This window comes from Pseudarthrobacter sp. NS4, from assembly GCF_024758005.1.
Taxonomy (GTDB): Bacteria; Actinomycetota; Actinomycetes; order Actinomycetales; family Micrococcaceae; genus Arthrobacter.
Map to the genome: position 1 here is coordinate 281,335 of NZ_CP103288.1, position 15,828 is coordinate 297,162.

Here is a 15,828-nt window from a genome sequence, read left to right on the forward strand (position 1 = left end):
GGGCGTCGCGCCGTCGAAAAGCAGTAATGGCAGGGGGTGCCACGGGAGCAGTTCTCCTGGCCGTGGCCTTCGCGGCGCAGCAGTCGCCGGCGTTCGCTGCCACTGCGGTAGGTCTGGGCACCGCCACCTCCTACTCCGTACTCGCCGGCTCCGCAGTGACCAACACCGGCCCGTCCACGCTTCAAGGTGACCTGGGCGTCAGCCCAGGGACTGCCATCACAGGATTTCCGCCCGGCATTGCTGCGGGAGCCACTCATGCAGCAGATGCGGTGGCACTGCAGGCACAGTCAGATGTAACCACCGCCTACAACGTCGCGGCGGGACAACCCTTGACTACCAGCGTTTCAGGGGACCTCGTTGGCAGGACTCTGACAGAGGGTGTGTACAGGTCCACCAGCTCGTTGGCGCTCAGCGGTCAGCTCACGCTTGACGGCCAGGGAAATCCCGACTCCGTGTTTGTCTTCCAGGTGGCTTCGACCCTGATCACCGCTTCCGCCAGCCGCATCATCCTGACCAACGGTGCCCTGGCCTGCAATGTGTTCTGGCAGGTAGGCAGTTCAGCCACCCTGGGGACGGCGTCGACCTTCAAAGGGACCATTCTTGCGCTCACCTCCATAACGGCGGAGACCAGCGCGACGGTGGAAGGGCGGCTGCTTGCCCGCAACGGGCAGGTATCCCTGGATACGAATGTGATTACCAGCCCCGGCTGTTTGCCAACGTCAACAACGCCGCCGCCCACCACGGGCACGCCGACGGCGACAGTCACCCCGACCGAGACAACAACAGGTACGGCGACGCCGACGGAAACAACCTCGGAAAGCGCTACAGCGACTGGGACTGCAACCGGCTCCGCCACCGCGACGCCCACCTCAACAATCACGGAAGGCCCGACGGTGACTGCCACAGCAGGAGCGTCCGGAACAGCCACCGACGCACCAGGGGACAACGGCACTGAATCTTCTACCCCTGCAGCGGCAGCGCCACTGGCGGGGACGGGAACCGGGGGCAGGAACCAGGGCACCAACGTTGATACGGCGGCAAGCCTTTCCAGCGGAGTCCCGGGGACTCTCGGCGCACTCGTTGCTGGCCTTGCACTAACCGCTGCAATCTTCTTCGGGGTCCGGTTGGTGGCCGGAAGGCGCCCGAGCAGCCAGGAGTAGGGGCTTGCGGCGGGGATCTGCTCAAGGAGGCCGGCACCGCCGCCTGCCCGGCACTGCGCACCTGGCGGAGGATTCGCCGTCGGCCGGGCGCCTTGGTTCCCAAAGGCGAAATGCAAGGAATGCGGGCAGGGTTGCTGCCAGCCTTTCCCTCACTGGAGCGGTAGCCCTGGCTGCGGTGCTCCTGGGCGGCGGCGGTTCCTCACCGCCAGTAGGTCCGGAAGCTCTGCCGCCGTCCAGTTTGTCTCCTGGTCCGCCCACTTCCGGACCAGGGGTCCTTCCCGGGCGGGCCCAGCCTGCCAGCCCCTCGGAAACCCCACCACTCCCCGCAATTCCGCCGCTCCCGTCAGTGGAGGAAGGTGCGCTGCGGGAGGGCGCAGCCTCGCCGCCATTGCATATCACTTATGCCGCCGTCGGGATGGATCAGACTGTCCTGCCCCTGTCACCGACGGACGGGGAGGTGACGTCCAGTTCCATCGTTCCTCCCCACACGGCGGACGCCTACTGGCTTACCCCGTACGGCGTCCCCGGCGCGGGATCCACCAACACGACCTACATCGTAGGGCACAGCTGGGAGGGACGTCCTTCGCCCTTCAATGAGATCAGTTCCCGGGCAAGGCCCGGCGATCAACTTACCGTCACAACGGGTCAGGGACCCCTGGTCTTTGTCATCGATCAGATCACCGTGGAGTACAAGGACACGCTCAAGGACAGTGCCATTTGGGACAAGGTCCCGGGCCGGCTTGTCATCATCACCTGCCATACAGAGGATCTTTGGGGTAAGAACATCATCGTCCAGGCCAGCCCGCTACCTGCTGGTTAGGTACTGAATGGAGCCGGCCTTCCGTGCCTTTTCTGGTGTTAGTCGCATGAGCTACCCAGCGAGCTTCGAGACTGGCCATTTAGCCGTTGATGACCTGGGGGATGCCGCGGGCCTTGAGGCCTTGAGGCCTTCGACGCCGTAATGTCCGCGACGAGGGTGGTGGGGTAGAAGTAGCCGGGCTGGGTGGTGTCCGGGTTTCCGCCCAGCAGGATCCGGGCGCCGGAGTCGCGGGCTGCCAAGGGCCGTATATTGTAAGCCGAAGGACCAGTTCGGTAGGTATGACAAAAAGTACCCATGCACGGGTCCTGCTCGTCAGCTTACGAAGGGATCCGCATGTCCTCACGGGAACCCGGGCTGCATCCTCCCGTGATGAAGGACGTAGCCCGATTGGCAAACGTCTCCCATCAGACGGTGTCCCGGGTCCTTAACGGTCACCCGCATGTCAGCTCGGATGCCAGGCAACGCGTCGAATACGCCATTGCCCAGCTGGGCTACCGGCGTAACACCGCAGCCCGCAACCTCGTGACCAGGAAGTCACAGACAGTTGGGGTGCTGGCCGCCGCGCTGGGCCAGTTCGGTCCTTCACAGACGCTGCTGGGTATCGAAACCGCAGCGCGTGATGCAGGCTACTTCGTCAGTTTCGCCACGTTGCGGGAAGTAACGTCCCAAAGCGTAGAGGACGCCATTGCGCACTTCAGCCAGCAATCCGTGGACGGCATAGTCATCGTTATCCCGGACCCAGGGGTGCTCCAGGCGTTGGACCGCATCAAGCTGCCCTTCCCCGTGGTGACCGGGTCTGCCGGCAACCGGCACTTGGGAAGTGCGGTGGTAAATCAACGGCTCGGCGCCCGCCTGGCCGTGGAGCACTTGGTCGGCCTGGGGCACCGGAAAATCGGCCACTTGTCCGGGCCTGCGGGCTGGTACGACGCCATTGAACGCGTTGAAGGCTGGCGGGAAGCCATGTCCGGAGCGGGCCTCGTGACTGATTATCTAGTGGAGGGTGACTGGAGCGCCCAGCGCGGCTATGAGGCCGGCCTGAAATTCGCCGCGCAGCGGAATGTCACAGCCATGTTCATCAGCAACGACCAGATGGCTCTGGGCTTCCTGAAGGCTGTGCAGGAAGCCGGACTCAGAGTTCCTGGTGACGTCAGCATAGTAGGCTACGACGACCAGCCGGATGCAGCCTATTTCTATCCGGCCCTGACCACCATCCGCCAGGACTTCGAGGAGCTTGGCCGCAGATGCATGGAGCTGTTGCTGGGCCAAGTTAGCGTTGGGCCGGACTCGCGCCACCTCGTTGTCAACCCGGAACTGGTCGTCCGCGCAACTACCGGACCGGACCGGGAACACGCAGAACCGCCGCCGTCTTCGCCCGCTGTAGGGGAAAATACGACGGGGGATCCGCGTTCCTAGACGACGGTGAAGGATGCGTCGGCCGCGCCAAGCGAACCGGCGGCAGGTTCGCGTGCTCTCCTTTGAAAAGACCCGGTTCCGGTACTCAGATCCCACCCGGGAGGCCCCCGTAAATAGTGCTCGCGGCTGCAGGGGTGGGCATCCTGCCGGCCTGCCACCCGGGACCGGAGTCGTTCAGGAAATTGAGTCTCGCGGGGTCCAGTCCGCCCCGGGGGCGTTTGGCAGGCCGGACGGACACCTCGGCCATGCCTGGGTTCACAAAAGCTGGGCAGCTGCGCTGGTTACGAGAACCAACGCTGTGGCAGTCCGTGATCTGGGAGGAGTTGCCGGCTGTGATTGTGCCGTCTTTGCTGAAGGCCGGCCGCAGCGTTCCAAGGGAGCGAACTCTGCGTCACGCCTCCGCTTGCTCCCTCGCTGCCCGGTCGAGAGCTTCCAACACCCGGGTGTTGTTTACCGCGTCCGTGAGAGAGTAGCGGAGCGGCGTTCCGTTGAGAACACTATCGGCGAAGTGTTCGCCCATCCGTACGAAATGGTTTTCGCCCTTGACCCCGTGATAGACGGTGTCCTGCCCGAAGTGATGTTCCTCCAGGACCGAATTCTCCTCCAGGAGCCCAAACGGATTGTCAAGGTAGAGACGGCCCCCGGTGCCCGTGACTTCCAAAAAGTTGCGGCGCTCGAGGTTCAGCCCTGTATCAAACAGCGCGGTTGCGCCCTCGGGAAAGCGCAGTATGCCCGCAATGCTGGAGTCGATCCGACCGCTGTCGTTGGCGTCACGGTAGTTGCCAAAGGCGGCGACATGAGCAGGCTCCTGCCCCGTGACCATCCGGCTCATGTTGACGCAGTAGCACCCGGCATCGAAAAGTGCGCCGCCGCCGAGCCCGGTGTACCAGCGGATGTTGTCGTCCCCGCCCGCGTCGAAGGAGTGTGCGACGTGGACAAAGGTCAATGTGCCCACCGCGCTGGCTGCAAGCAACTCCTGCAGCTTTTCGAAACGTGGGTGAAAACGGTACATGAAGCCTTCCAGGACTTTCAGCCCGGTCTCGTTGGCCTTGCGCGCAATCTCCCCGCACTCGGCGGCGCTCATTGCCAAAGGCTTTTCAGAAAGGACATGCTTGCCTGCGTCCAGGGCTTTAAGAATCCATTCGAGGTGCAGTGCGTTCGGCAGCGCAATGTAGACGGCGTCGATGTCCGGGGAAGCGAGCAGCGCCTCATAAGAACCAAAAGCCTGTGGAATGCCGTGCTTATCAGCGTACTCTCGGGCCTTTTGCTCGGTGCGGGACGCAATACCTAGGACCTCACCGTTTCTCGTTTCCTGCAACGCCGGAATTGTCTTTCGGACGATGCGTGCGGTGCCCAGGACGCCCCAACGCAATTTCTCTCCCATTGAACTCTCCGTTTCTACAACCTACCTTGACTGAAAACAGTACTGTTGGAACCACCTTCGCAGACAAACGGGCCAGCCGGTTTCCGGTATAAGTTCCTGCACAACAGACGCGAATTTCGGTCATGATGCGGCCAGCTGTAGTTCGTAGTCGTCCTGAATGTGGAACAGACAGCGGCCATCAAAAGGATCGTGGACCCAAATGATTGGTAGAACAGCGGGTTCAAAAGTTGGGCCGCTCTGCCCTGGCTCGCTGAGGAACAAGAGGAACCAGCGGTTCGAATGGCGGACGGATTCCGCGAAACCCCTAATCGTCATCAAACCCGTGTCGGCATCCGCCCGGACTCACTACACTGGACCGCATGACCGGGCAGGAACCGGCCCCTTCCAGGGCCGCTGAAGCTCACGACGGCGGCGCGAACCTGAACGAGGACGCGGCCCACGCCTCCGCCCAGGCAGAGGATGGCGGCGCTCCCCGCCTGACTGATCCCGACGCCGTCGACACCTCCTTGCGCAGCCCGGACCAGCGCCAGCGCACCTTCGCCGGGATCCTGGTGAACACCGCGCTCGCCAACATCACCACCAGCTACCTCTGGTTCGCCCTGACATTCTGGGTGTACCTGGAGACCCGCAACGTGATCGCCACCGGCGTGATCGGCGGGGCGTACATGCTGTTGATCGCCCTCTCCAGCATCAGCTTCGGCACCTTCGTGGACCGCTACCGCAAACTGGCCGTGATGCGCTTCGCCGCCGGCTTCACCCTGGTGATGTTCGTGCTGTCCGGAGTCATGTTCCTGCTGACACCCACGCCAAGGCTGCTGGACCTGACCCAGCCCTGGTTCTGGATCTTCGCCTTGATCATCCTGGTGGGCGCCGTGGTGGAAAACATGCGCAACGTCGCCCTCTCCACCACGGTCACCATCCTCATCGAGCCGGACCGGCGGGCCAACGCCAACGGCATGGTGGGCATGGTGCAGGGGCTCGCCTTTATCGTCACCTCTGTGCTCTCCGGACTCTCCATCGGGCTGCTGGGAATGGGCTGGACCGTCGTCGTCGCCGGTGTGCTCACGGCGCTGGCGTTCGCACACCTGCTCACCCTGCGCATGCCCGAGGAAGTACGCGTGGCCGCGACGGACGCCCACGGCGCCTTCGACCTCCGCGGTTCCATTGCCGCCGTCATGGCCATCGCCGGACTGTTCGCGCTGATCCTGTTCTCCACCTTCAACAACTTCATCGGCGGCGTGTACATGGCACTGATGGATCCGTACGGCCTGGAGATGTTCCCCGTGGAGCTTTGGGGGGCCTTCTTCGCTCTCGGTTCCACCGGGTTCATCGTGGGCGGTGCGCTGATCGGCAAGTTCGGCCTCGGCTCCAACCCGCTGCGCAGCATGCTCATCGCCGTGGTGGTGATGGGGTTCCTCGGCGCGGTGTTTACCATCCGTGAATGGGCGTGGCTCTACGTCGCCGGCATCTGGCTGTACCTGGTCCTGATACCTGTCGTGGAAGCTGCCGAGCAGACCGTCATACAGCAGGTGGTGCCGCTGCACCGGCAGGGCCGCGTGTTCGGGTTCGCGATGGCGTTCGAGTCCGCGGCAGCACCCATCACCGCCTTCCTCATCGCACCCATCGCGCAGTTCTGGATCATCCCGTACGCGAGGTCCGAGGAGGGTTCCGCGCAGCTGGCCCCGCTGCTGGGCGAGGGCGTCTCCCGCGGGATCGCCCTGGTATTCCTGATCGCCGGAATCATCATGATCACCGCCGCGCTGCTGGCCTTCCTCACCCCGGTGTACCGCCGCGTTTCAGCCTCGTACGCGCGGGCGGCTGCCGAGGCTGCCCGTGACAAGGACGCCGCCGGCGGCCCGGCAAGCGACAATGAGGCGGCCGGCGACAGCGGCACCACCGCCCGGCCCCTGGCTGATTAAGGGTTAACCCCGCAGCGCGCCCAGTCCCGAAATCAGCGCCTCCAGGCCCAAGGTAAATGCAGTGTCGGCCGAACGTTCCGACGACGGCGGCGCGGCAATGCTGCGGACGGCGGCGGTGAAGTGCGGGGTTGATTCAGCCATGGAACCGGGCTCGAAGATGTCCTCCGGCGCGGTGACATCGTAGGCGGACCCAAAGATGAAGGACTCCAGCGCCACAATCGAGGAGACAATCCGCGACTCCGGAAAGCCGGCGTCGAGGAATCCCTTGCTGATTGCCTCGTACATCGCCAGCGTTTGCGGCGCGTCCGTCACGGGCAGGACGGCGATAACCGGGATCAGCGGGGTGTGCTCCGCGAAGACATTCCGGTAGCTCCAGGCCCACGAGCGCACAGCCTCCTCCCACGGCGAGGTGCCAAAGCCGGAAACATCCACCAGGGACATCAGGTGGTCCTCCACCAGGAGCAGCACGTCACGCTTGGACGCCACATGGTTGTACAGGGCAGAAGGCGCGACGTCGAGCTGCCTGGCCAAAGCGGCCATGGTCAGCCCCTCGTAGCCTTTCCGGCTGACGAGTTCCAGCGCGGCGCCGGTGATGCCCACCTTGTCCAGCACGGCCGCCGAAGGCCTGCCCGCCCGCCGTCGCCGTGCCTCAGCATTGCCGGCGGCTTTTCCGGTGGAGCGTCCCTGTGCGGCTGATACTGCCGGCATTACTGCCCTTTCTCTGGTGGTCTCAAGCATTATTCCACCCGGGCACTTCCGGTTCCTGCCAGGAACCGCTATAGTTCTAAAAAATGAATGGCATTCATTTAGTGGTCCCGGTCACTCGCGGACCGCAGAAAGGACATCATGCTGAACCTTAACCGCGACGTTGTGGTCGTTGGAGCCGGACCGTCCGGATTGACAGCGGCACGCGAACTGAAGAAGGCCGGCCTCACCGTGGCAGTGCTTGAGGCGCGCGACCGCGTGGGCGGCCGCACCTGGACCGACACCGTTGACGGCGCCATGCTGGAGATCGGCGGCCAGTGGGTCTCGCCGGACCAGGCCGTGCTCCTGGAACTGCTTGATGAGCTGGGCCTGCAGACCTACCCCCGGTACCGCCAGGGCGAGTCCGTCTACATCGGTCCGGACGGCATTCCCATGCGCTACACCGGCGACACCTTCCCCGTAGACCCCGCAACCGCCGTCGAAATGGACAGGCTGGTAGCCCTGCTGGACGTACTCGCGGCCGAGATTGGGCCCACCGAACCCTGGGCGCACCCCAAGGCCCGCGAGCTGGACACCATCTCCTTCCACCACTGGCTGCGGCAGAACTCCGCCAACGAGGAGGCCTGCAAAAACATCGGCCTGTTCATCGCCGGCGGCATGCTCACCAAGCCCGCGCACGCCTTCTCCGCGCTGCAGGCCGTGCTGATGGCAGCCTCCGCCGGATCATTCACCCACCTCACGGATGAGGACTTCATCCTGGACCGGCGGGTGGTGGGCGGCATGCAGCAGGTCTCCCTGCTGCTCGCACAGGAACTCGGTGACGACGTCGTCCTCAATTCCCCGGTGCGCACCGTCAACTGGGAGCCCGACGCCGACGGCGGCCACCGCGTCACCGTCGAATCCGACCGCGCCACCGTCAATGCCCGGTTCGTGATCATGGCCGTTCCGCCCAACCTGTACTCCCGCGTCTCGTTCAACCCGCCGCTGCCCCGGCGCCAGCACCAGATGCACCAGCACCAGTCCCTGGGCCTGGTCATCAAGGTGCACGCCGTCTATAGCCAGCCGTTCTGGCGCAACGCCGGGCTGTCCGGCACCGGTTTCGGCGCCGACGCCCTGGTGCAGGAGGTGTACGACAACACCAACTACGGCGACACCCGCGGCACCCTGGTGGGCTTCATCTCGGACGAAAAAGCGGACGCCGTGTTCGAGCTGAGTGCCGAAGGCCGCAAAAAGGCCATCCTGGCCTCGATCGCCGGCTTCCTTGGCGAGGAGGCGCTGACGCCCGAGGTCTACTACGAGTCCGACTGGGGCTCGGAGGAATGGACGCGCGGTGCCTACGCAGCCAGCTACGACCTGGGCGGGCTGCACCGCTACGGCAAGGACCAGCACGCCGCCGTCGGGCCCATCTACTGGTCCTCCTCGGACCTCGCGGCCGAGGGGTACCAGCACGTGGACGGCGCCATCCGGATGGGTCTCCGCACGGCAGCCCGGGTTGCCGAAGAAGCGAAGGTGGCTGTTCCCGCCGGATGGTAAATAAGCATGCTTACTAATAGGCTGGCCGGTGGGGAACGTCCCCGCCCCCAGACGAAAGAGGTGAGGCATGACTGACGCCCAGAGCATCAGCAAGGTTACGGATATCATCAACGATTCCAAGATCGGAATGTTGACCACCATCAACGAAGAGGGCGCCCTCGTCAGCCGCCCGCTGGCCGTCCAGGAAGTCAAGGACGACGGCGACATGTGGTTCTACACCGGGCTCGGCACTTCCCAGGTTGCCCACGTCCGGGCGGACTCCCGCGTCAACGTCGCGTTTGGCAAGAACACAGAGTGGGTTTCGGTGGCAGGCCGCGCGGAGGTTGTGACGGACCGCGCCAGGATCCGTGAGATGTGGAACCAGGCGGTTGAAGCCTGGTTCCCGGACGGACCGGACACCCCGGAGGTCTGCCTGCTCCGCGTCGACTCGGACTCGGCGGAGTACTGGACCAGCCCCGGCGGCACGGCAGCCACGGTGCTGCAGTGGGTGAAGTCCAAGGTCACCAACAGCAAGATGAGCGTCGGCGAAAGCGGCACCGTCGAGCTTTAAGTTCACATGCAGGAAGGCGGGGCAGCAGATTGCTGCCCCGCCTTTCGCGCCTTCCGGGCCGGGGCGCAGGAAGGTCAGGCGCGGGAGCCCGCCGGTAGGCTAATCCTGGCCGGTCAGTGCCCCTAGTACCGCCGGCAGCAGCACGTCATTCCGGCCCCACACCGGGTCCAGGATTTCCACGTACCAGGAGTCGGCGAGCAGCAGCGCCAGGGAATCGTTGGTTTCCTCAGCCCAGTCCCGGATCTGTTCCTCATCCACCGGGTTCTCGCTGGAGCCAAGCACCGTGGTCACTTCCGTTCCGGCCAGGGTCACGGGGATGGCGGCGCTGCTCTCCTCGCCCGGGGCGTGGGCCACGGTCACCAGTTCGGTGCGGGTGGAGAGCGCCAGCAGTGCTCCGGCCATGGTGGCGCTGCAAAAACCCGTTACATACTCCCGTTGCGCGGCCGAGCCGGACAAGAGGCCGGGCTGGGATTCCTTGGTGAACAACCCGTTCCGGTTCAGCTTGGCCAGGGCGGCCGCGATGGGGGCCGTCTCCTCGTCAAAGCCGGCCGCCAGGTGTCCCGGCTGGTAGGAGCTTCCACCCTCCAGCCAGCGTGCGGTCAGCTCCCCGGCCGCCTCAAGGGAGGTGGCCTGCCGCCAGACCCCGCGGTCCTCCAGCAGCCGGCCGAACTGGTCACGGGATGGCAATTCCTCGGGCTTCATCTTCGGATGCTATCCCCGTCACCGCAGACCACTCCACTGCGGCCGACACACCACTTAACGTCCGCCGCCTGAAAATGCCTGAAAAACTGCCGCCTAGGACTGCTCGGCCGGAATTCCTGCTGCCCGCTCCGCAGCAGCGAGGGAGGCGGCCAGGCGGGCGACGGCTTCGGGGTAGCCCTGGTGGGGATCATTGCGCAGCTGGTCTGCCGCCCGCATCGCCTTGATGAGGGCCGACGTCTCCGGAAGCCGGACGTCCGTCAGGGAGGGGTAGTCGATGCTGCAGGCCGGATCAAGCTCATAGCGGCGCCACCGGGCAATCAGCTCATCATGCTGGGCCCGCGCTGCCACATGGGCGGACTCCAGCGCCTGGTAGTCACTCCGGGCGGCACGCCGCGCCAGATACTTGGGGGTGCCCCGGTAGGCAGCAACCCCGGCAGCCACCCCCGCCCCGCCCAAAAACAGGCCCGTCCACGGCGAAATCAGGGTGGGGATCAGCAGGGCAGGAACGGCAACGGCTGATCCCAGGAAGAGGTCCCAAAACAGCTGGTCCGAGCGTTCACTCCCGCTGTCCCCGCCGGCCAGGGCGCGGCGCCGCACCACAAAGACCGTCGCGGCCACGCTGGCAACCAGTATGGGGCCGCAGAGTATCAGGGCCCAAACTCCCTGGACCAGTCCCTCGAACAGTGCTTCCCCCATGGCCGACACCCCACCTCCTGCGCATGCCCGGCCCGCGGATTTCCCGGGCTGTTATTCCATTGCACCCTGTTCGGGAACCGGGGTCAATGGCCCGGGCAGGTCAGCCTGAGCAGTCCTGCGGGATGTGCGGCAGCCCGCGTTTCATCGGTCCCCTGGCGCCCAGAAGCGGCTGGAGCCACGCAGGGCCGCTGACTGAGTCCAGCCACCCCCGCGCCCGTCCCGGATCATCCGCAGTTCCACCCGCCGCCAGCAACTCCAGCCCCCGGCAAACATCCTCAAAGGAGCCCAACGGCCAGACGTGAACATCTATGTTGCTGCTGCGCAAGCCCGCGACATGCAGCCGGGACAGGTTTTCGAACCCGGAGTACAAAGTGGTGGCACCGGTGCGGGCCAATGTTGCCGTGAGTTCTTCCTGCTGCTCAGCGGTGCCAGGAAAAGCGCTGATGATAAGGCCGCGGGGAACATCCGGCAGGTGCTGCTGCAGCCGGAACAAAGCTTCGGGCAGGAAGCTGCTGAACCTGATCCGCGGCAGCCAGCCAGGACGCCTGAACAACAGGTCGGCGATGCCCGGAACGGCGGCGGGATCTTTGATCTCCATCTGGAGCCGTACTTCGACCATATCCAGCACATCGGCAAGAGTAAGGACCGGCTGCCCGGAGGCCAGGGGGACTGAACGGACCTGTGCCAGTGATAACTGGTTGAGAGGCACATCCCCGAGAGGGTGTTTGCCGGCCGCGAGGCGGCCGAGGGTGGGGTCGTGAACGACGACGGGAACGGCGTCAGCTGTTATTCGGACATCCAGTTCGATTTCGTCGGCATGGCAGGCCGCCAGATGGAACGACAATGCGCTGTTCTCGGGCGCCAGGGTCATCGCTCCACGGTGGCCCGAAATAACGAAGGCACCTGGCCATTCCTCGCCATAGGAACTGGTAATTGAATCAAATTGAACGTTCTGCTCTTGCACAGCGGAAAGGACTTCGTTGCTGGTCACCAGTCGAAACTATTGGAGCAAAGCCAACAGCGGGGCGCCTTCCACTTAACCGGAATACAACGGCGCCCTAAGTCCTTCTGCCGGCCTTCCCGCGTACCCTAGGCACCATGAGACTCAAAATGTGCAGCATCCACGTCAAGGACCCCGCCGCTGCCCACGCCTTCTACACCGGCACCCTGGGCTTCGAAACCCTGATGGCCATGCCCGAGTACAACCTGTTCATCATCAAGGATCCGGGCGCCGGCGACGGCTCGGTTGGCCTGCTCCTGGAACCCACCGACAACCCGATCGGCGCCAACTACATGAATGCGCTGCACGACGCCGGGATGCCGGCCATCGTCTTCGGCGTCCCGGACGTGCGGGCGGAGTACGACCGGCTGGTGAACGCGGGCGTGGTGTTCAAGGGAGAACCGGCCGAGGACCCCTCAGGCATCAGCGCCGTGTTCGACGACGGCTGCGGCAACTTCGTCCAGCTGCACCAGGACTGACCTCTTAAGCGCCAGAGGCTCGTCCGCGGGTGCTGACCCTGGGGGCCGGATCCGCGAACAAGCCTCTGACTTGAGTCGGTCAGCCTACTCAGCCCTGGCGCGGGCCTTCTTCGCTTCCTTCTTGGCTGCTTCTTCCTTCACGCGCTGGGCTTCGGCACGCACGGCGGCATGCGTGGCGCGTTCGGTGACCAGCCACTGCGGGGGAGCCTGGAGCAGCGCGGTGATTTCCGCCGTCGTCAGCGCCTCTTCAACCCCGCCGCGGGCGAGGCCGCTGATGGAAACGTTCAGCTTCTGCGCCACCACGGGGCGGGGGTGCGGCCCGTTGCGGCGGAGCTCGGCGAGCCATTCCGGCGGGTTGGCCTGGAGCTCGGCGAATTCGGCCCGGGTGATGCTTGATTCCTGGAACTCCTGGGGCGTTGCGGGCAGGTAGATGCCAAGTTTCTTGGCAACGGTGGCCGGCTTCATGGACTGGGAGTTTGCAGAGGTCATGCTTCAAGGGTATCCGGGCGGACGGTACTGTGAAGACGTGCCCTCCGACAACACCTCCCCGCCTGACGCTCCCGCCGAACATGATGTCCCGGCTGAGCAGGCCGTGCCCCAGACGCTCCGCATTGCCTACGTGCCTGGGGTGACGCCAGGCAAATGGATCCGCCGGTGGGAGGAGCGGATGCCGGATATTCCGCTGGAGGCGTTTATGCACGACGGCGGTGCGGGGGTTGAGGCGGTGCGCGGCGGTTCCGCGGACATGGCCTTTGTTCGTCTGCCCATTGAGCGCGACGGCCTCAGTGTCATTCCACTGTACGGGGAGCAGCCCGTCGTGGTGGCCCCGAAAGGCCACGAGATTTCAGTATTCGAGGAAGTGGCGCTCGCGGACCTGGAGCAGGAGGCATTCCTTGACGTCTCCGCGCTGGGCGGTCCGGAAGCTGCCCTCGCGGTGGTTGCCGCCGGCGCCGGACTGGTGATCCTGCCCATGTCCGTGGCCCGCCATTTCAACGTCAAGGACACTGTTGCGCGCCGGCTCACCGGCGCACCCGGAACGGAAATTGCCCTGGTGTGGCCCGCGGATTCAACCAACGAGGTTCTTGAGGAGTTCATCGGGATCGTCCGGGGGCGCACCGCCCAAAGCTCGCGGCAACCATCAGCGCAGCCCGCGAAGGTGAAGAAGGAGCCCAAGCCGGACCGGCGCGGCAGCGGGACCAGGAAGGCGCCAAAGGTGGCCCAGCGGTATGCGCCCAACCCGGACAAGGGCCGCGGCAAGGGCTCACGCAAAAAGGGCAAACGCTAGCTGAACCTGACAACAGGCCGGCTCCCGGATGGGGAGCCGGCCTGTCACGTCTGGTTAGGCCACCGTATTAGGTGTTTTGGACGTTGGTTTTGGCGTCGGTGGCGCGGTCCTTGACGTCGGTGGCGGCGTGTTGGCCTTCGGCTTTGACGTTTTGGGCTGCGTCGGTGGCGGTGGCTTTGACGTTGTCCATGGCTTCCTGGGCAGGTTCCTTGAGGTCCTGGACCATGTCCTTGGCGGCGTCGGTGACCTGGGTGGCCAGGGGCTGCGCGGCGGTTTTGAGCTGGTCGGCCGCTTCGCGCTCCTTCTGGCTTGGCGGGATCAGGGACGAGACGAGCATCCCGGCGCCGAACGCGATCAGGCCTGCGGCCAGGGGGTTGCCCTGGGTTCTGGCTTTGACCTGGTCCGGTGCCTGGGAGATCGCGGTCCCGGCGTCGGAGAGTTTGGCCGCGGCGTTGTCCTTGGCCCCGTGCAGGCTGTCACCGGCGGAGTGCATGGCGCCACCGGTGCTGCTGGTGCCCGACGAGACCTTCTCCTGGACAGTGGAAACCTTGTCTCCGACTGTGGACGTGGCGGAATCGGCTGCTCCCATTACCTTCTCCTTGACTCCTGCGACGGCGTCCTTGACGCTGCCCTTGACCTTGTCGGTTTGCCGCTGGACGACATTGGCTGGGGTGACCTTGTCCGCGACGGCGTCCACGTTGGTGCCCAGGCGTGCTCGGGTGGCTTCAATATCTGAACGGATTGCGTCCGGGTTATCGCTCATCGGTTTACCTCACCTGGTTTTAGGGTTGGGGGGATCTCGGAAAGTGTTTCGCCGGTCTGGGGCATGCCCTGGATCTGCTTGAGTTTCTTGCGGCCGATCGCTGCCAGGACGGCGGCGATGATGCCCCAGATCACGGCGACGATCACGGCAGCCCAGCCCAGCGGCATCAGGGCGCCCAGGGCGAACATCAGCGCCAGGGACAGGAAGACCAGAACGAAGTGCCCGGCCACCCCGGCGCCGGCGAGCATGCCCGCGCCCTTGCCTGCCTTCGTGGCGGACTGCTTGGCCTCTGCCTTGGCCAGCTCCAATTCCTGGCGCATCAGCGTGGACAGGTCCCGGGTCACATCACCCAGCAACTCACCCAACGAGGCGTTATCGGCCTTCACATGCGCTTCACTCGGAGGAGGCTCCGGAATCTGGCTGCTCACAGCTGGCGTCCTTCCGTCGACCGGTAAGTGCCGTCCGCAGCGTGGTAGCTGCCGTCCTCATCGCGGTAGGGGTCATCCTCGAACCTGAGCGGGGAGTCCTCCGCGGTTCCCGACGGCAGCGTTGAGGTGGATACGGGTGCACGTGTGCCCACCACCGGCTCATCGAAGAGATCGTCAGTGCCTGCGGCATAGACGGTCTCCTGGCGGAGGGGCGCAACCGGCTGGGGCTGCGCCACGCGCTGCGACGGCGCGGCCTGCACTGCATTCTGCGACTGAGTGGCGCCGGCGGTGAGGCCGCGGGTGAGGCGGCCTGCCAGGACGCCTGCGCCTGCTGCCAGCAGCAGGAAGGTGCCGGGACGGTTGCGGGCGAACCTCTGGACTTCACCGAGCAGGTCGCCCGGTTCCTTGTTCTCGAGCCATGAAGCCACGGATTCGCTGCGCTGGGCAGCCTGCCGGATGAGGTCGCTGGCCATGCCCTGCTGGTCCGGTGCGTCCGCCATGCTCTGCAGCTGGCTGGAGATGGTCCGGATACCCTCGGCGGCCTTCTGCTGCTGGGTACCGGCCTGGCTGCTCAGTCCCGACTTTGCCTGGCCAAGGAGGTCCTGTGCGCTGGACTTCGCCTCGGAGGCAACGTTGGCTGCCTCTTCCTTGGCAGTCTGGGCTACATTCTGGGCTGCCGATGCGGCCTGGCCGGCCACGTTCGAGGCCTCTTCCTTAGCCGCCTGGCTCTTGGACGTTCCGGAGGAGTCCGGGGCGGGGGCGGTGGTGAAGCTGTCTTCAGTTCCTACCTCTGATGCGCCATACGGGTTGGTCACAGGGGTAGTGGGCGTCTGGGGCCATTGGTTCTCTGTCATCGGGCTCTCTTTCCTCAAGGGCTGGCTGGCGATCAAGAACCAGCAGTGCTGGGTTAGTAAGCAAGGTTACTAATTAGATACTAAGCACACTTCCCTTTTGATGCGCAAGGGGCGCTGGTGATGTCAGCCCAGTTCAA

General features: G+C 64.9%; 18 protein-coding genes and 1 pseudogene. 8 read left to right on the forward strand and 11 right to left on the reverse strand.

Annotated features, from left to right (window positions below; genetic code table 11):
- Window positions 1-26 precede the first annotated feature (26 nt).
- Window positions 27-1,160 (forward strand): ice-binding family protein, encoded by a 1,134-nt coding sequence (locus NXY83_RS01320; RefSeq protein WP_258804329.1) that lies wholly within the window; start codon window positions 27-29, stop codon window positions 1,158-1,160.
- A 388-nt stretch (window positions 1,161-1,548) separates the two neighbouring features.
- Complete coding sequence (locus NXY83_RS01325; RefSeq protein WP_258804330.1) at window positions 1,549-1,980, forward strand: class F sortase; 432 nt, start codon at window positions 1,549-1,551, stop codon at window positions 1,978-1,980.
- A gap of 38 nt (window positions 1,981-2,018) precedes the next feature.
- Here the strand turns inward: NXY83_RS01325 and NXY83_RS01330 are convergent, their stop codons facing one another.
- On the reverse strand, window positions 2,019-2,219 hold the full coding sequence (locus tag NXY83_RS01330; RefSeq protein WP_258804331.1) for a hypothetical protein: 201 nt from the start codon (window positions 2,217-2,219) through the stop codon (window positions 2,019-2,021).
- Between the two features lie 130 nt (window positions 2,220-2,349).
- Here NXY83_RS01330 and NXY83_RS01335 point away from each other — a divergent pair, with 130 nt between their 5' ends.
- Window positions 2,350-3,393, forward strand: a complete 1,044-nt coding sequence (locus NXY83_RS01335) for a LacI family DNA-binding transcriptional regulator (RefSeq protein WP_258804332.1) — start codon at window positions 2,350-2,352, stop codon at window positions 3,391-3,393.
- Window positions 3,394-3,651: 258 nt separating this feature from the next.
- Here the strand turns inward: NXY83_RS01335 and NXY83_RS01340 are convergent.
- Together NXY83_RS01340 and NXY83_RS01345 are read right to left on the reverse strand one after the other, a co-directional pair.
- Window positions 3,652-3,772: pseudogene (locus tag NXY83_RS01340) on the reverse strand (acetyl-CoA C-acyltransferase); the annotation flags it as partial.
- Window positions 3,773-3,784: 12 nt separating this feature from the next.
- On the reverse strand, window positions 3,785-4,777 hold the full coding sequence (locus NXY83_RS01345) for a Gfo/Idh/MocA family protein (protein WP_258804333.1): 993 nt from the start codon (window positions 4,775-4,777) through the stop codon (window positions 3,785-3,787).
- A gap of 359 nt (window positions 4,778-5,136) precedes the next feature.
- Here NXY83_RS01345 and NXY83_RS01350 point away from each other — a divergent pair, with 359 nt between their 5' ends.
- Window positions 5,137-6,696, forward strand: coding sequence for an MFS transporter (locus NXY83_RS01350; protein WP_258804334.1), 1,560 nt, complete (start codon window positions 5,137-5,139; stop codon window positions 6,694-6,696).
- 3 nt (window positions 6,697-6,699) lie between these two features.
- On the opposite strand, the gene NXY83_RS01355 is transcribed toward NXY83_RS01350, so the two are convergent.
- The gene (locus tag NXY83_RS01355; protein WP_258804335.1) at window positions 6,700-7,404 is read right to left on the reverse strand and encodes a TetR/AcrR family transcriptional regulator; all 705 of its coding nucleotides are present in this window, start codon (window positions 7,402-7,404) and stop codon (window positions 6,700-6,702) included.
- A 138-nt stretch (window positions 7,405-7,542) separates the two neighbouring features.
- Here NXY83_RS01355 and NXY83_RS01360 point away from each other — a divergent pair, with 138 nt between their 5' ends.
- Both NXY83_RS01360 and NXY83_RS01365 read left to right on the forward strand, forming a co-directional pair.
- Complete coding sequence (locus tag NXY83_RS01360) at window positions 7,543-8,934, forward strand: flavin monoamine oxidase family protein (protein ID WP_258804336.1); 1,392 nt, start codon at window positions 7,543-7,545, stop codon at window positions 8,932-8,934.
- A gap of 67 nt (window positions 8,935-9,001) precedes the next feature.
- Window positions 9,002-9,484 carry a pyridoxamine 5'-phosphate oxidase family protein gene (locus NXY83_RS01365; protein WP_258804337.1) on the forward strand — a complete coding sequence of 161 codons (483 nt, stop codon included), beginning with the start codon at window positions 9,002-9,004 and terminating at the stop codon, window positions 9,482-9,484.
- A gap of 99 nt (window positions 9,485-9,583) precedes the next feature.
- Here the strand turns inward: NXY83_RS01365 and NXY83_RS01370 are convergent, their stop codons facing one another.
- From NXY83_RS01370 to NXY83_RS01380, 3 genes are all read right to left on the reverse strand, one after another.
- Window positions 9,584-10,186, reverse strand: coding sequence for a DUF6919 domain-containing protein (locus NXY83_RS01370; protein ID WP_258804338.1), 603 nt, complete (start codon window positions 10,184-10,186; stop codon window positions 9,584-9,586).
- 93 nt (window positions 10,187-10,279) lie between these two features.
- On the reverse strand, window positions 10,280-10,882 hold the full coding sequence (locus tag NXY83_RS01375; RefSeq protein ID WP_258806383.1) for a hypothetical protein: 603 nt from the start codon (window positions 10,880-10,882) through the stop codon (window positions 10,280-10,282).
- Between the two features lie 100 nt (window positions 10,883-10,982).
- The gene (locus NXY83_RS01380; RefSeq protein WP_258804339.1) at window positions 10,983-11,873 is read right to left on the reverse strand and encodes a glycerophosphodiester phosphodiesterase; all 891 of its coding nucleotides are present in this window, start codon (window positions 11,871-11,873) and stop codon (window positions 10,983-10,985) included.
- Window positions 11,874-11,980: 107 nt separating this feature from the next.
- On the opposite strand from NXY83_RS01380, the gene NXY83_RS01385 reads away from it, so the two are divergent.
- Window positions 11,981-12,361 (forward strand): VOC family protein, encoded by a 381-nt coding sequence (locus tag NXY83_RS01385; protein WP_258804340.1) that lies wholly within the window; start codon window positions 11,981-11,983, stop codon window positions 12,359-12,361.
- Window positions 12,362-12,445: 84 nt separating this feature from the next.
- Here the strand turns inward: NXY83_RS01385 and NXY83_RS01390 are convergent, their stop codons facing one another.
- Window positions 12,446-12,850, reverse strand: coding sequence for a DUF5997 family protein (locus NXY83_RS01390; RefSeq protein ID WP_258804341.1), 405 nt, complete (start codon window positions 12,848-12,850; stop codon window positions 12,446-12,448).
- On the opposite strand from NXY83_RS01390, the gene NXY83_RS01395 reads away from it, so the two are divergent.
- A complete protein-coding gene (locus NXY83_RS01395; protein ID WP_258806384.1) occupies window positions 12,849-13,646 on the forward strand; it encodes a LysR substrate-binding domain-containing protein in 798 nt (265 codons plus the stop codon). The two genes, NXY83_RS01390 and NXY83_RS01395, sit on opposite strands and share 2 nt — an antisense overlap.
- A 67-nt stretch (window positions 13,647-13,713) precedes the next feature.
- Here NXY83_RS01395 and NXY83_RS01400 read toward each other — a convergent pair whose 3' ends face one another.
- From NXY83_RS01400 to NXY83_RS01410, 3 genes are read right to left on the reverse strand one after another with little or no spacing between them, the layout of a single operon-like run.
- A complete protein-coding gene (locus NXY83_RS01400) occupies window positions 13,714-14,409 on the reverse strand; it encodes a DUF3618 domain-containing protein (protein ID WP_258804342.1) in 696 nt (231 codons plus the stop codon).
- Complete coding sequence (locus NXY83_RS01405) at window positions 14,406-14,837, reverse strand: phage holin family protein (RefSeq protein WP_258804343.1); 432 nt, start codon at window positions 14,835-14,837, stop codon at window positions 14,406-14,408. The genes NXY83_RS01400 and NXY83_RS01405 overlap by 4 nt, the downstream gene beginning before the upstream one ends.
- Entirely contained in the window at window positions 14,834-15,691 is an 858-nt protein-coding gene (locus tag NXY83_RS01410) for a hypothetical protein (RefSeq protein WP_258804344.1), read from the reverse strand. Before NXY83_RS01410 ends, NXY83_RS01405 begins: the two co-directional genes overlap by 4 nt.
- Window positions 15,692-15,828 lie beyond the last annotated feature (137 nt).

Excerpts from the sequence above, each read along its gene's own strand:
- NXY83_RS01400 (WP_258804342.1), bottom strand. The coding sequence starts at position 14,409 with ATGAGCGATAACCCGGACGCAATCCGTTCAGATATTGAAGCCACCCGA.
- NXY83_RS01395 (WP_258806384.1), top strand. The coding sequence starts at position 12,849 with ATGCTTCAAGGGTATCCGGGCGGACGGTACTGTGAAGACGTGCCCTCC.
- NXY83_RS01385 (WP_258804340.1), top strand. The coding sequence starts at position 11,981 with ATGAGACTCAAAATGTGCAGCATCCACGTCAAGGACCCCGCCGCTGCC.
- NXY83_RS01410 (WP_258804344.1), bottom strand. The coding sequence starts at position 15,691 with ATGACAGAGAACCAATGGCCCCAGACGCCCACTACCCCTGTGACCAAC.
- NXY83_RS01350 (WP_258804334.1), top strand. The coding sequence starts at position 5,137 with ATGACCGGGCAGGAACCGGCCCCTTCCAGGGCCGCTGAAGCTCACGAC.
- NXY83_RS01360 (WP_258804336.1), top strand. The coding sequence starts at position 7,543 with ATGCTGAACCTTAACCGCGACGTTGTGGTCGTTGGAGCCGGACCGTCC.
- NXY83_RS01355 (WP_258804335.1), bottom strand. The coding sequence starts at position 7,404 with ATGCCGGCAGTATCAGCCGCACAGGGACGCTCCACCGGAAAAGCCGCC.
- NXY83_RS01335 (WP_258804332.1), top strand. The coding sequence starts at position 2,350 with ATGAAGGACGTAGCCCGATTGGCAAACGTCTCCCATCAGACGGTGTCC.
- NXY83_RS01365 (WP_258804337.1), top strand. The coding sequence starts at position 9,002 with ATGACTGACGCCCAGAGCATCAGCAAGGTTACGGATATCATCAACGAT.
- NXY83_RS01320 (WP_258804329.1), top strand. The coding sequence starts at position 27 with ATGGCAGGGGGTGCCACGGGAGCAGTTCTCCTGGCCGTGGCCTTCGCG.
- NXY83_RS01375 (WP_258806383.1), bottom strand. The coding sequence starts at position 10,882 with ATGGGGGAAGCACTGTTCGAGGGACTGGTCCAGGGAGTTTGGGCCCTG.
- NXY83_RS01390 (WP_258804341.1), bottom strand. The coding sequence starts at position 12,850 with ATGACCTCTGCAAACTCCCAGTCCATGAAGCCGGCCACCGTTGCCAAG.
- NXY83_RS01370 (WP_258804338.1), bottom strand. The coding sequence starts at position 10,186 with ATGAAGCCCGAGGAATTGCCATCCCGTGACCAGTTCGGCCGGCTGCTG.
- NXY83_RS01345 (WP_258804333.1), bottom strand. The coding sequence starts at position 4,777 with ATGGGAGAGAAATTGCGTTGGGGCGTCCTGGGCACCGCACGCATCGTC.